This is a genomic window from Enterobacter sp. BNK-8 (genome assembly GCF_048685095.1).
GTDB lineage: Bacteria > Pseudomonadota > Gammaproteobacteria > Enterobacterales > Enterobacteriaceae > Enterobacter > Enterobacter quasiroggenkampii.
The window spans coordinates 4,081,618-4,095,712 of record NZ_JBLQTN010000001.1; the positions used below are offsets into that span (position 1 = coordinate 4,081,618).

Consider the following 14,095-nt stretch of genomic DNA (forward strand, 5'->3'; position numbering starts at 1 on the left):
TTTTTTTATTACTTCTTCCCGGCAGCTTTTCGCCGCTTATCCAAATCCTTAATCAGCCTGTTCACCCCGTCATCGGCAAACATCGCCTCAAGCGTGGTGGACAGCTTGCGACGCCAGTTCTTGTACTGATAGCTGGTGCCCGGGATGTTCACCGGCTCCGCCATATCAATCCAGTCTTCCGGCTGCAGGCCCAGCAGGGCGCTATTGCTGTCGGCAATGTAACGCTGCAAACCACGGTTGAGCGTGGAGGTCATGGACATCAGCGACGCCTTATGCCCGGCACGTTTTGGCAGACAGCCCTGCTTGTGAAGCGCATCCAGCAGCCCCTGTTTGGAGAGTTCGCGATCCTGATACAGGCCGCGTAACACCTCTTCATCAGGATACAGGCCCAGCGTTTTGCCAAGGGTCAGATCGCCGCTTTCCCAATAGCCACGAAGCGTAGGAAGGTCATGCGTCGTCGCGACTGCCATTGACTGTTCAGGGTACGCTTGCGGCGCGCGGAAGGTTTTCTCATGGTCGTTTTCAAAATAGAGCACTTTATAGGAGTAGACGCCGCTGTCGCGAAGCTTGCTGACAATTTCCACCGGCACGGTACCGAGATCTTCACCGATCACCATGCACTGATGACGCTTGCTTTCCAGAGCCAGGATCGACAGCAGATCGTCAACCGGATACTGCACGTACGCCCCATGATCCGCCGTTTCACCGTACGGGATCCACCACAGGCGCAGCACGGACATCACGTGGTCGATACGCAACGCGCCGCAGTTCTGCATGTTCGCGCGCAGCAGGTCGATGAACGGCTCGTAGGCGCGCGCCGCCATGACGTGCGGATCCATCGGCGGTAATCCCCAGTTCTGGCCGAGCGGGCCCAGGATATCCGGTGGTGCCCCCACGGAGGCCTTCAGGCAGTACAGCTCACGGTCGCACCAGGTTTCCGCGCCGCCTTCCGCCACGCCCACGGCCAGGTCACGGTACAGGCCAATCGGCATTTTATAGCCCTGGCTCACCTGCCAGCAGGCGGCAAACTGGCTGTACGCCAGCCACTGCAGCCACAGGTAGAAGTCCACTTCATCGGCATATTTTTTACAGAACGCTTTCACTTCCGGCGTGTCGACGGATTGATACGCTTCAGGCCAGACCGGCCAGCCCCAGCGCATTTCGTCCTCTTTCACCTGATACGCGTGCAGCGCATCAAACGCCGCCTGCCAGTACAGGCTCTCGCCCTCCTGCGTCACAAACTGGCGGAACGCCGCCATCTGCTCGTCATCGCGCTGCGAAAAGCCTTTCCACGCCAGGCGCAGCGCGGCCATTTTCAGCGCCGTGACGGTGGAGTAATCCACCCAGTCGGCTTCGCGCGCCTGCTTCAGCGCCTGCTGCGTGGTGCTGAGTTTCCACCAGGCCTGCGCCTCCTGGCTGTTTTTGAAGTCATCTAAAGCGTTAACGTCGATATAAATCACGTTCAGCCAGCGACGGGACGACGGGCTGTACGGGCTGGCGCTCTCCGGGTTGGCCGGATAGAGCGCGTGGATCGGGTTGAGGCCGATAAACGCGCCGCCGCGCTCGCCCACGGATGCCAGCATGTTCTTCAGATCGCCAAAATCACCGATGCCCCAGTTGCTGTTGGAACGCAGCGTATAGAGCTGCACGCAGGCACCCCACAGCTTTTTGCCTTCAAGCAGCGCCTGCGGCTCGTAGCAGCGTTTAGGCGCGACGATCACCCGGCAGTGGAAACGCCGATCGTCCTGGGTGAGCGTCAGGGTGTGATAGCCCTCCGGCAGCTTCGCCGGAAGGTTTAGCGTTTTGCCGCCGGTGGCGTGGCCTTTGTGCTGATGTCCCTCTTCGGTCGTGAGCAGCCAGCTAAACTCGCCGCGCCCCTCCACCGCGAGCGGCATCTTTTTGCCTGCAGTGAATACCTTCACGTTCGGCACCGGCGCAGCCGACGCTTTCGCGTCGGTTTTGTGCATAGCGTCCAGCAAACGTCTTTTGGTGTCGGCGCCAATAGACTGTGGTTTGCCGTGAGCATTAATGTAACTGAGGCTAATTCCCGCCGCCTGCGCGGCACTGTCCAGACGTTTACTCTCCATCGCGCTTCCTTAGCGTTTTGCCTGCCAGATACGGGCCTGATAATCACGGATTGAGCGGTCAGAGCTGAACATACCGCAGCGCGCGGTGTTCAGGATGCACGCGCGGGTCCACGCTTCCTGGTCGCGATACAGCACGTCGACCTGTTTTTGCGCTTCAACGTAGGCCGTAAAGTCCGCCATCACCAGATACGGGTCACCGCCGTGTTTGTCCATGCTGTGCAGCATCTGGTCAAACGCGTGCTTGTCACCGTCGCTGTATTTGCCGCTCTCCAGCTCCTTCAGCACCGCGTCCAGCACTTTGTCTTTCTTACGCCACTTCACCGGGTCGTAGCCTTTGGCCTTGATAGCTTTCACCTCTTCCACGGTGTGGCCGAAGATAAAGATATTCTCTTCGCCCACCTTCTCGGCGATTTCAACGTTGGCCCCGTCGAGCGTGCCGACGGTCAGCGCGCCGTTCAGCGCCAGCTTCATGTTGCCGGTACCGGAGGCTTCTTTCCCTGCGGTTGAGATCTGCTCGGAGATATCTGCTGCCGGGATCAGCATTTCAGCCGCCGAGACGCAGTAATCCGGCAGGAACACCACCTTCAGCTTGTCGCCCACTTTCGGATCGCTGTTGATCGCCGCCGCCACTTTATTGATGGCGAGGATGATGTTTTTCGCCAGGTAGTAGCCCGGGGCCGCTTTCGCACCGAACAGGAACACGCGCGGGACGCGATCGGCCTGCGGGTTCTCGCGGATCTCTTTGTACAGCGCCAGAATGTGCAGCAGGTTCAGGTGCTGGCGTTTGTACTCGTGCAGACGCTTGATCTGAATATCGAAAATCGCATTCGGGTTGATCTCAATCCCGGTACGCATTTTCACAAACTCCGCCAGGCGAACTTTGTTCTCCAGCTTGATCGCCCGGTACTGCTCGCGGAATTTCGCGTCGTCAGCGTATTTTTCCAGGTTGATGAGCTGGTCCAGATCGTTGGCCCACTCTTTCTTCAGGGTCTTGTCCAGCAGGCCCGCCAGCAGCGGGTTGCACTGCTTGATCCAGCGACGCGGCGTGATGCCGTTGGTCACGTTGTGGAATTTGGTTGGCCACAGCTGGTGGTATTCCGGGAAGAGGTCTTTGACCACCAGATCCGAGTGCAGCGCCGCCACGCCGTTCACCGCAAAGCCGCTCACCACGCACATGTTCGCCATGCGTACCTGCTTATCGTGAACCACCGCCAGCTTCGCCCAGACCGCCTTGTTGCCCGGCCAGGTTTTATCCACGAGCTTTTTAAACTGGTCGTTAATCTTGTTGATGATCTGCATGTGGCGCGGCAGCAGCGTTTTCACCAGCTTCTCATCCCAGCACTCCAGCGCTTCTGGCATCAGCGTGTGGTTGGTGTAGGCAAAGGTACGGCTGGTAATGGCCCAGGCGTCGTCCCAGCTCAGCTGATGCTCGTCGATCAGCACGCGCAGCAGTTCCGGGATGGCAATGGTCGGGTGCGTGTCGTTGAGCTGAATGACTTCGAAGTCCGGCAGCTGCGCCAGCTTGCGGCCCGCCAGGTGATGGCGACGCAGAATGTCCGCCACGGAGCAGGCGCACTGGAAGTATTGCTGCATCAGGCGCAGCTTTTTACCGGCCAGGTGGTTGTCGTTCGGATAGAGGACTTTGGTCAGCTTCTCGGCGTCGATGCCCTGCTGCTCGGCCCGCAGGAAATCGCCGTCGTTGAATTTAGTCAGGTTAAACGGGTGAGCGTGTTTCGCCTGCCACAGACGCAGCGGCTGCGCCACGCCGTTACGGTAGCCAAGCACCGGCAGATCCCAGGCTTCGCCGGTGATGGTGAACGCCGGTTCCCAGAGACCTTGTTTCGTCACTTTCCCGCCAATGCCAACCTGCACGTCAAGCTGCGCGTTATGGCGGAACCACGGATAGGTATTGCGATGCCAGTCGTCCGGCGCTTCCATCTGGTGGCCGTCAGCAAACGACTGACGGAACAGGCCGTACTGGTAGTTCAGGCCGTAGCCAATCGCCGACTGGCCGACGGTCGCCATGGAGTCAAGGAAGCAGGCCGCCAGGCGTCCCAGACCGCCGTTGCCCAGCGCCGGATCAATCTCTTCTTCCAGCAGGTCGGTCAGGTTAATGTCGTGTTCTTTAAGGACGTCACCGACCTCCTGATACCAGCCGAGGTTCAACAGGTTGTTGCCCGTCAGACGGCCAATCAGGAATTCCATTGAAATGTAGTTTACATGGCGCTGGCCTTTTACCGGTTTTGCCAGGGGTTGAGCATCCAGCTGCTCTGCGAGCGCACCGCTCACTGCCTGCCACCACTGGTGAGGCGTCATCTCGTTTGCAGCATGAAGGCCAAAACGCTGCCACTGACGCGTCAGGGCAGCCTGGAATTGAGCTTTGTTGAAGGTAGGCTGTGACATAGGGGATCGGCATCCTTTAGAAAGAAAACACAAGTTGGCGCTAGTGTGCCTGGCTCATTTCCCCTCTTCCTCCTCCCGAGGGGGATTAGACAGGGAGGAGTAGCGGGGATGAGCAGAAAAGTGTGATCAAGGCCACTCTCAGAGCATAGTTCGAGTGTGCTCGGAAGATAAAAAAGTAACCGAGGAGAATGTCAAAGAAATGAAATGCGGTTTCGGGTGAAATTAAACCCCGCCGAAATAATTACTTACGTAGAATAATATTGCGGCAATCGGGAAATCGCTAAGGAGATTATTAATCTCCCTTAACTTTACCAGAAGTATATTAAATTCGACGTCACTATCCCTTTCTGAAACCAGTTTCAGCGCAGCCGTAGCACAGCCATACAAGCCAGCATTGACGGGGCATTAAAGACCTTTTCAGAAAGTTCCCTCCTCTGCCTGAATGTTTTGTGACAGAGTGCAAATTCACAGCCACCAAATCCAGACATAACTTGCAATAGTTAACTTATTGGCCGACCTTATAACCATTAATTACGAAGCGCAAAAAAAATAAAATCTCTCGTTCCCCACAGTGAAGTGAAACCTATGTTGATTCCGTCTAAATTAAGTCGCCCGGTTCGTCTTGACCACACAGTGGTCCGCGAGCGTCTGTTGGCTAAACTTTCCGGCGCGCATAATTTCCGACTGGCGCTGGTTACGAGCCCTGCAGGTTATGGAAAAACAACGCTCATTTCGCAATGGGCCGCAGGTAAGAGCGATCTTGGCTGGTACTCTCTTGATGAGGGCGATAACCAGCAGGAGCGCTTTGCCAGCTATCTGATTGCCGCGATACAGCAAGCCACCCATGGACACTGCGTTGCCAGTGAGGTGATGGTGCAAAAGCGCCAGTACGCCAGCCTGTCCTCCCTTTTCTCTCAGCTGTTTATCGAACTGGCTGAATGGCATCGCCCGCTTTACGTGGTGATTGATGATTACCATCTCATCACTAACCCGGTGATTCATGAATCAATGCGTTTCTTCCTGCGCCATCAGCCGGAAAACCTAACGTTAGTGGTGCTGTCACGCAACCTGCCGCAGTTGGGTATTGCCAACCTGCGCGTACGCGATCAGCTTCTGGAAGTGGGTAGCCAGCAGTTGGCCTTTACCCACCAGGAAGCAAAACAGTTCTTTGACTGCCGCCTGACCTCACCCATTGAGGCCGCTGAAAGCAGCCGCCTGTGTGATGACGTCGCGGGCTGGGCCACGGCGCTGCAGCTCATCGCCCTCTCTGCCCGGCAAAACAACAGTCCAGCGCATCAGTCAGCGCGGCGTCTGGCCGGCATCAACGCCAGCCACCTCTCTGATTACCTGGTGGACGAGGTGCTGAACAGTGTCGATCCCTCGACGCGTAATTTCCTGCTGAAAAGCTCGCTGCTGCGCTCCATGAACGATGCCCTCATCGTGCGGGTGACGGGCTGTGAAAACGGTCAGCTGCAGCTCGAAGAAATTGAACGTCAGGGCCTTTTCCTGACGCGCATGGACGATCCCGGCGAGTGGTTTAGCTATCATCCGCTGTTTGGTAGCTTCCTGCGCCAGCGCTGTCAGTGGGAGCTGGCGGTTGAACTGCCGGAGATCCACCGCGCCGCTGCCGAAAGCTGGATGGCACAGGGCTTCCCGAGCGAGGCCATCCACCACGCGCTCGCTGCCGGGGATGCCAGCATGCTGCGCGATATCCTCCTCAATCATGCGTGGGGCCTGTTTAACCACAGCGAGCTGACGCTGCTGGAAGAGTCCCTCAAAGCCCTGCCGTGGGAAAGCCTGCTGGAGAATCCGCGTCTGGTGCTGCTGCAGGCCTGGCTGATGCAGAGCCAGCATCGCTACAGCGAAGTGAACACCCTGCTGGCGCGTGCCGAGCAGGAGATGGAAAGCGAGATGGATACCACCCTGCACGGCGAGTTCAACGCGCTGCGCGCTCAGGTGGCCATTAACGATGGCGACCCGGACGAAGCGGAACGGCTGGCGATGGTCGCACTGGATGAACTGCCGCTGGCCAACTTCTACAGCCGCATCGTGGCGACCTCCGTACACGGCGAAGTGCTGCACTGCAAAGGTGACCTCACGCGTTCGCTTTCACTGATGCAGCAAACCGAACAGATGGCGCGTCGTCATGATGTCTGGCACTACGCGCTGTGGAGCCTGATCCAGCAGAGCGAGATTTTATTCGCGCAGGGGTTCCTGCAGGCTGCCTGGGAAAACCAGGAAAAAGCGTTCCAGCTGATTCGTGAACAGCACCTGGAACAGCTGCCGATGCACGAGTTCCTGTTGCGTATTCGCGCTCAGCTGCTGTGGGCATGGTCGCGTCTGGATGAAGCAGAAAGCTGCGCCCGCCAGGGTGTGGATGTTCTTTCCAGTTTCCAGCCTCAGCAGCAGCTGCAGTGTCTGGCGCTGCTGGTGCAGTGCTCGCTGGCGCGCGGCGATCTCGATAACGCCCGCAACCATCTTAACCGCCTGGAAAACCTGCTCGGCAACGGTCAGTATCATAGCGACTGGGTGTCAAACGCCGATAAGGTCCGGGTGATTTACTGGCAGATGACCGGCGATAAAAAATCCGCCGCCAACTGGCTGCGTCAGACGCCAAAACCGGAATTTGCCAACAACCACTTCCTGCAGAGCCAGTGGCGCAACATTGCCCGCGCGCAGATCCTGCTCGGTGAATTAGAGCCCGCTGAGATTGTACTGGAAGAGCTGAACGAGAACGCGCGCAGCCTGCGCCTGATGAGCGATCTGAACCGCAACCTGCTGCTGCAGAACCAGCTCTACTGGCAGGCGGGTCGTAAAAACGATGCCCAGCGCGTGCTGCTGGAGGCGCTGCAGCTGGCAAACCGCACCGGGTTTATCAGCCACTTTGTGATTGAGGGTGAAGTGATGGCCCAGCAGCTGCGTCAGCTTATTCAGCTTAACACGCTGCCGGAGCTGGATCAGCATCGCGCCCAGCGCATTCTGCGCGAGATTAACCAGCATCATCGGCACAAGTTCGCGCATTTCGATGAGAACTTCGTTGAACGTCTGCTGAACCACCCGGAAGTGCCAGAGCTTATCCGCACCAGCCCGCTCACCCAGCGCGAATGGCAGGTTCTGGGGCTGATCTATTCAGGCTACAGCAACGAGCAGATTGCCGGCGAGCTGGCGGTGGCGGCGACCACCATCAAAACGCATATCCGCAACCTGTACCAGAAGCTGGGCGTGGCGCATCGTCAGGATGCGGTACAGCATGCACAGCAGCTGTTGAAGATGATGGGGTACGGAGTGTAATTCATTGCCCGGCGGCGCTACGCTTGCACGGGCCTACGGGTGTTGTAGGTCGGGTAAGCGCAGCGCCACCCGACACAACCGTTAGCACAATTCCAGCTGCAAATTATTATCTTTAATCACCTGCATGACGCCCGCCGGCGGCATCACGTCGGTATAGACCGCATCCACCATGCTGATGCTGCCCATGTTCACCATCGCGTTTCGGCCAAACTTCGAATGATCCACCACCAGCATCACGTGGCGTGAGTTTTCAATGATCGCGCGCTTGGTGCGTACCTCGTGGTAATCAAACTCCAGCAGCGAGCCGTCGCTGTCGATGCCGCTGATCCCCAGAATGCCGAAGTCGAGGCGGAACTGGGAGATAAAATCGAGTGTGGCTTCGCCGATAATTCCACCGTCGCGGCTGCGCAGCTCCCCGCCCGCGAGGATGATGCGGAAGTCGTCTTTCTGCATCAGGGTGTTAGCCACGTTCAGGTTGTTGGTGACCACGCGCAGGTTCTCATGATCCAGCAGCGCATGGGCGACCGCTTCCGGCGTGGTGCCGATATCAATAAACAGCGTCGCCCCGTTTGGGATCTGGCTGGCGACCTTGCGGGCAATACGCTCTTTCTCCGCCGTCTGCGTGGCTTTACGGTCGTGCCAGGAGGTGTTAACCGAGCTGGATGGCAGCGCCGCGCCACCGTGGTGGCGAAGAATACGGTTCTGATCGGCCAGGTCGTTCAGGTCACGACGGATGGTTTGTGGGCTGACGGCAAACTGCTCCACCAGCTCTTCGGTGCTGACGTATCCCTGTTTTTTTACCAGTTCGATAATGGCGTCATGACGTTGTGTTTGTTTCATCAATTATCCCTGAGAATTATGTTCGTTTTCGCGCATGGAGCGTGTCGGCAAAGGCCATCGCCAGCCCCACGGCCAGCCCGGCGACGTGCGCACCGTTGGCGATAGACATACCAAACAGATCAAACCATCCGGCAATTAGCCATATTAACGCAAAGGTTATTAATCCGCGTTGCAGATAGATGCCACTTTCCGGGTCGCGCTCCCCGCGAAGCCAGACGTAGCCCATCAGGGCATACACGACACCCGACAGCCCGCCGAACCACGGCCCGCTGAACTTGTGCTGCACGTAGCCGCTTAACAGGGCGCTGATGATGGTGATAACGATCAGCTTGCCACTGCCCAGACGCTTTTCAACGGCACCGCCGAGATACCACCACCAGAGCAGGTTAAAGAGGATATGCATCACCGAGAAGTGCATCAGCGCGTGGCTAAAGTAGCGCCAGACGTCAAACTCAAGAGACGGGTCATAGGGCCACGCCAGGGCAATCATTACGCTCTGGTCGCCGACCACGTTCATGATAATGAAGACAATGATGCAGGCCGCCATCAGCAGCAGCGTAAACGGGCCCGCGCGCTCGCGAATGGTGGCGAGGAAGGGAAAGCGGCTGTAGTGCAATCCGCTGCCGGTCTGGCCGGATTGCCAGCTGGCCGCGAGATAGCGCGGGTCGCCAGGGTTCTCAAGAAAACGCGCCAGCTCCTCGTTTACCCGCCCGGCCTGGCTCTCATCGGCCAGCCAGACGTCGGTCTGCGTATGTTGCTGAATAGTCAGAATAACGCCCTGCGTCGCCATATAGTCGACAAACGCCTGGGCGACGCGCGGGTTGGTAAAAGAGGTGATCATCAACATGGGCAGCGGTCGCTTATTTCCACACAAAAGGGGACAGTATAGCGGGATCAGCGCTCAAAAGCGTATTCCACTTCCGCCGGGAAATGACGATGCCAGGCATCGAAACCGCCGTCGACGCTGTAAACCGCGTCGTAACCCTGCTGAAGCAGGTACTGCGCCGCGCCTTTGCTGCTGTTGCCGTGATAGCACATGACCATCACCGGCGTGTCGAAGTCGTTATCGCGCATAAACGCGCCCAGCGTGTCGTTGGTGAGATGGAACGCGCCCGGCGTATGGCCCATCGCAAAACTCTGCGGATCGCGGATGTCCACCAGCACCGCTTTTCCCTGGTGCATCTTCTGGTGGGCTTCTTCTACGTTAATACATTCAAACTGATCCATGGTGTTCTCTTTACAGTGGTCAACGACAAGATTTTACCCCGTAGTGTACGTCCTGGCGGCGGGTAAACGCCATTATGTTATCCATATCACTCTAAATTGTTTTTTTGATGTTACCAAAAGCGCGTTCCTTTGCTATTATGAGCGATATCGAACATTTCTGAGCTTTAACGAAAGTGCATGAGGGTGTTATGGAAACCAAAGATCTGATTGTGATAGGCGGTGGCATCAACGGTGCCGGTATTGCGGTCGATGCCGCAGGACGCGGTTTATCCGTACTGATGCTGGAAGCTAACGATCTCGCCTGCGCGACGTCGTCCGCCAGCTCCAAACTGATTCACGGTGGCCTGCGCTACCTGGAACACTACGAATTCCGCCTGGTCAGTGAAGCGCTGGCCGAACGTGAAGTGCTGCTGAAAATGGCCCCACATCTGGCGATTCCGATGCGCTTCCGCCTGCCCCATCGCCCGCATCTGCGTCCGGCGTGGATGATCCGAATTGGTCTGTTTATGTACGATCATCTGGGTAAACGCACCAGTCTCCCGGGTTCGAAAGGTTTGCGTTTTGGCTCAGAATCGGTCCTTAAGCCTGAAATCGTGCGCGGATTCGAATATTCCGACTGCTGGGTGGACGATGCCCGTCTGGTGCTGGCGAACGCGCAGATGGTTGAGAAGAAAGGCGGCGAGGTGAAAACCCGCACCCGCGCGACCTCTGCCCGCCGTGAAAACGGCCTGTGGATTGTCGAGGCGGAAGATATCGATACCGGCGAGAAATTCAGCTGGAAAGCGCGCGGCCTGGTGAACGCCACCGGCCCGTGGGTGAAACAGTTCTTTGACGAGGGCATGCATCTGCCTTCCCCGTACGGCATCCGCCTGATCAAAGGCAGCCACATTGTGGTGCCGCGCGTGCATACCCAGAAGCAGGCGTACATTCTACAGAACGAAGACAAGCGCATCGTGTTTGTGATCCCGTGGATGGACGAATTCTCGATCATCGGCACCACCGACGTGGAGTACAAAGGCGATCCGAAGAACGTTGAGATTGATGAGAGCGAAGTGAACTACCTGCTTAAAGTGTATAACGCGCACTTTAAGAAACAGCTGTCGCGCGACGACGTGGTCTGGACTTACTCCGGCGTGCGTCCGCTGTGCGATGACGAATCTGATTCACCGCAGGCCATCACCCGCGACTATACGCTCGATATTCACGACGTTGACGGTCAGGCGCCGCTGCTGTCCGTGTTTGGCGGCAAGCTCACCACCTACCGCAAGCTGGCCGAGCACGCGCTGGAAAAACTGGCGCCGTACTACAAAGGCATTGGCCCGGCATGGACCAAGGGCGCGGTACTGCCCGGCGGTGATATCGGCGATAACCGCGATGATTACGCCGCGAAGCTGCGCCGTCGCTTCCCGTTCATCACCGAAGGGATGGCGCGCCACTATGCCCGCACCTACGGCAGCAATACCGAGCTGTTCCTGGGCGATGCGAAGGACATTGCGGATCTGGGCGAGCATTTCGGCCACGAGCTGTACGAAGCCGAGCTGCGTTATCTGGTTGAGCACGAGTGGGTGCGTCGTCTGGACGATGCTATCTGGCGCCGTACCAAAGAAGGGATGTGGCTCAACGCCGAACAGCAGTCTCGCGTGGCGCAGTGGTTACTGCAACATGCGGGAAAGCGTGAGCTGTCGCTGGCGTCCTGATGTGAAAAAATGCCCGGTGGCGCTACGCTTACCGGGCCTACGGGATCAACCAGGCCGGGTAAGGCGAAGCCGCCACCCGGCTTTGTTTTTACAACCTCACCGGATCAATATGCCAGATCGTCTCGGCATACTCCTTGATGGTCCTGTCTGACGAGAAATAGCCCATATTGGCGATGTTGTACATCGCGGCGCTGGTCCACTTCTCCGGCTGGCGATACAGCTCGTCCACCTTGTCCTGACAGTCCACGTAGCTGCGGTAATCCGCCAGCACCTGGTAGTGATCGCCAAAGTTAATCAGCGAATCCACCAGATCGCGGTAGCGGCTCGGTTCATCAGGGCTAAACACGCCGGTCGCGATCTGCGTCAGCACCTGACGCAACTCTTCATCCTCTTCGTAATATTGACGCGGCGAGTAGCCTTTCCTGCGCAGCGCCTCCACCTCTTCCGTCGTATTACCGAAGATAAAGATATTGTCTTCGCCCACGTGCTCCAGCATCTCGACGTTCGCCCCGTCCAGCGTGCCGATGGTCAGCGCGCCGTTGAGGGCAAACTTCATGTTACTGGTGCCGGATGCCTCCGTCCCCGCCGTGGAAATCTGTTCAGAGAGATCCGCCGCCGGGATGATCAGCTGCGCCAGGCTGACGCTGTAGTTCGGAATGAATACCACCTTCAGCTTGTCGCCAATATCCGGATCCTGGTTAACCACCTTCGCCACGTCGTTGATGAGATGAATAATGTGCTTCGCCATGTAATAGGCCGACGCCGCCTTACCGGCGAAGATCTTCACGCGCGGAACCCATTCGGCCGTCGGATCGGCCTTGATGCGGTTGTAATGGGTGATTACGTGCAGCACGTTCATCAGTTGACGCTTGTATTCATGGATGCGTTTGATCTGAACGTCGAACAGCGCTTTCGGGTTTGCCACCACGTTGAGGTGCATTGCCAGCCAGACCGCCAGACGTTTTTTGTTCAGCAGCTTGGCTTCGCGCACGGCTTTGTTCACCGTCGGAAAATCAATATGCTGTTCCAGCTCGCTCAGCTGGCTCAAATCGGTACGCCAGGTGCGGCCGATATTCTCGTCCAGTACCTCAGAGAGCGGCTGGTTGGCCAGCGCCAGCCAGCGGCGCGGGGTGACGCCGTTGGTCACGTTGCAGAACCGCGTCGGGAAGATCTTCGCGAAGTCCGCAAACAGCGACTGCACCATCAGGTTCGAGTGGAGCTCGGACACGCCGTTGACCTTGTGGCTGATGACAACCGCCAGCCAGGCCATGCGCACGCGGCGACCGTTCGACTCATCAATGATGGACGCGCGGCTCAGCAGGCCGGTATCGTTCGGATACTGCTCCTGCAGCGTCTTGAGGAAGTAGTCGTTAATCTCAAAGATAATCTGCAGATGGCGCGGCAGGATTTTGCCGAGCATGTCCACCGGCCACGTCTCCAGCGCTTCGCTCATCAGCGTGTGGTTGGTGTATGAGAACACCTGACAGGTCACCTCAAAGGCGTCATCCCAACTGAACTTATGTTCGTCGATCAGCAGACGCATCAGCTCCGGAATAGAGAGCACCGGGTGGGTGTCATTAAGGTGGATCGCGGTTTTCTCCGCCAGGTTGGCGTAGGTTTTGTGCAGCTGATGGTGGCGGCTAAGGATGTCCTGAATGGTCGCCGAAACAAGGAAGTACTCCTGACGCAGGCGCAGCTCGCGGCCCGAGTAGGTCGAGTCATCCGGGTACAGCACGCGGGACACGTTCTCGGAGTGGTTTTTATCCTCCACCGCCGCGAAGTAGTCACCCTGGTTAAATTTCCCGAGGTTAATTTCGCTACTGGCCTGGGCACTCCACAGGCGCAGCGTGTTGGTGGCGTCGGTGTCGTAGCCGGGGATAATCTGGTCGTAGGCCACGGCCAGGATCTCTTCCGTTTCCACCCAGCGGGATTTTTTCCCTTCCTGCTGAATACGTCCGCCAAAGCGCACCTTATAGCGCGTGTTGTGGCGCTTAAACTCCCACGGGTTGCCGTACTCCAGCCAGTAGTCCGGGGACTCTTTCTGACGCCCGTCGACGATGTTCTGTTTGAACATGCCGTAATCGTAGCGAATACCGTAGCCGCGGCCCGGCAGCGCCAGCGTCGCCAGCGAGTCGAGGAAGCAGGCGGCGAGACGTCCCAGACCGCCGTTACCGAGGCCCGGGTCGTTCTCTTCGTCGATCAGTTCTTCTAAATCTAACCCCATCTCTTCCAGTGCGGTTTTGACGTCGTCATAAATACCGAGCGACAACAGCGCATTGGACAGCGTGCGGCCAATCAAAAATTCCATCGACAGGTAGTAAACCTGACGCGTCTCCTGCGAGAGCTGGGCGCGGTTTGAGCGCAGCCAGCGTTCAACTAAGCGGTCACGCACGGCAAACAAGGTGGCGTTCAGCCACTCGTGCTTGTTGGCAATAACCGGATCTTTCCCGATGGTGAACATCAGCTTGTAGGCGATGGAGTGCTTTAACGCCTCAACGCTGAGCGTGGGTGAAGAGTAGCTAAATGGAGCGTTCATATCAGTAACTTCGC

General features: G+C 57.6%; 8 protein-coding genes. 2 read left to right on the forward strand and 6 right to left on the reverse strand.

Going from position 1 to position 14,095, the window contains the following annotated elements; genetic code table 11:
- Positions 1–8 precede the first annotated feature (8 nt).
- Both malQ and malP read right to left on the reverse strand, forming a co-directional pair.
- Positions 9–2,087, reverse strand: coding sequence for a 4-alpha-glucanotransferase (gene malQ / locus ACMGGU_RS19835; protein ID WP_395299641.1), 2,079 nt, complete (start codon positions 2,085–2,087; stop codon positions 9–11).
- A 9-nt stretch (positions 2,088–2,096) separates the two neighbouring features.
- Complete coding sequence (gene malP, locus ACMGGU_RS19840; protein ID WP_196365622.1) at positions 2,097–4,490, reverse strand: maltodextrin phosphorylase; 2,394 nt, start codon at positions 4,488–4,490, stop codon at positions 2,097–2,099.
- A gap of 585 nt (positions 4,491–5,075) precedes the next feature.
- Here malP and malT point away from each other — a divergent pair.
- Positions 5,076–7,781 carry an HTH-type transcriptional regulator MalT gene (gene malT, locus ACMGGU_RS19845; protein WP_045909015.1) on the forward strand — a complete coding sequence of 902 codons (2,706 nt, stop codon included), beginning with the start codon at positions 5,076–5,078 and terminating at the stop codon, positions 7,779–7,781.
- A gap of 81 nt (positions 7,782–7,862) precedes the next feature.
- On the opposite strand, the gene ACMGGU_RS19850 is transcribed toward malT, so the two are convergent.
- Genes ACMGGU_RS19850 through glpE form a run of 3 tightly spaced genes read right to left on the reverse strand, consistent with a single transcriptional unit; the run spans position 7,863 to position 9,848 of the window.
- On the reverse strand, positions 7,863–8,621 hold the full coding sequence (locus ACMGGU_RS19850) for a DeoR/GlpR family transcriptional regulator (RefSeq protein ID WP_008503060.1): 759 nt from the start codon (positions 8,619–8,621) through the stop codon (positions 7,863–7,865).
- A 16-nt stretch (positions 8,622–8,637) separates the two neighbouring features.
- Complete coding sequence (gene glpG / locus ACMGGU_RS19855) at positions 8,638–9,468, reverse strand: rhomboid family intramembrane serine protease GlpG (protein ID WP_028015659.1); 831 nt, start codon at positions 9,466–9,468, stop codon at positions 8,638–8,640.
- Between the two features lie 47 nt (positions 9,469–9,515).
- On the reverse strand, positions 9,516–9,848 hold the full coding sequence (glpE, locus tag ACMGGU_RS19860; protein WP_008503062.1) for a thiosulfate sulfurtransferase GlpE: 333 nt from the start codon (positions 9,846–9,848) through the stop codon (positions 9,516–9,518).
- A gap of 188 nt (positions 9,849–10,036) precedes the next feature.
- Between glpE and glpD the strand changes: the two genes are divergently transcribed.
- Positions 10,037–11,545 carry a glycerol-3-phosphate dehydrogenase gene (gene glpD / locus ACMGGU_RS19865; protein ID WP_048027712.1) on the forward strand — a complete coding sequence of 503 codons (1,509 nt, stop codon included), beginning with the start codon at positions 10,037–10,039 and terminating at the stop codon, positions 11,543–11,545.
- 88 nt (positions 11,546–11,633) lie between these two features.
- On the opposite strand, the gene glgP is transcribed toward glpD, so the two are convergent.
- Entirely contained in the window at positions 11,634–14,081 is a 2,448-nt protein-coding gene (glgP, locus tag ACMGGU_RS19870; RefSeq protein WP_025910282.1) for a glycogen phosphorylase, read from the reverse strand.
- Positions 14,082–14,095 lie beyond the last annotated feature (14 nt).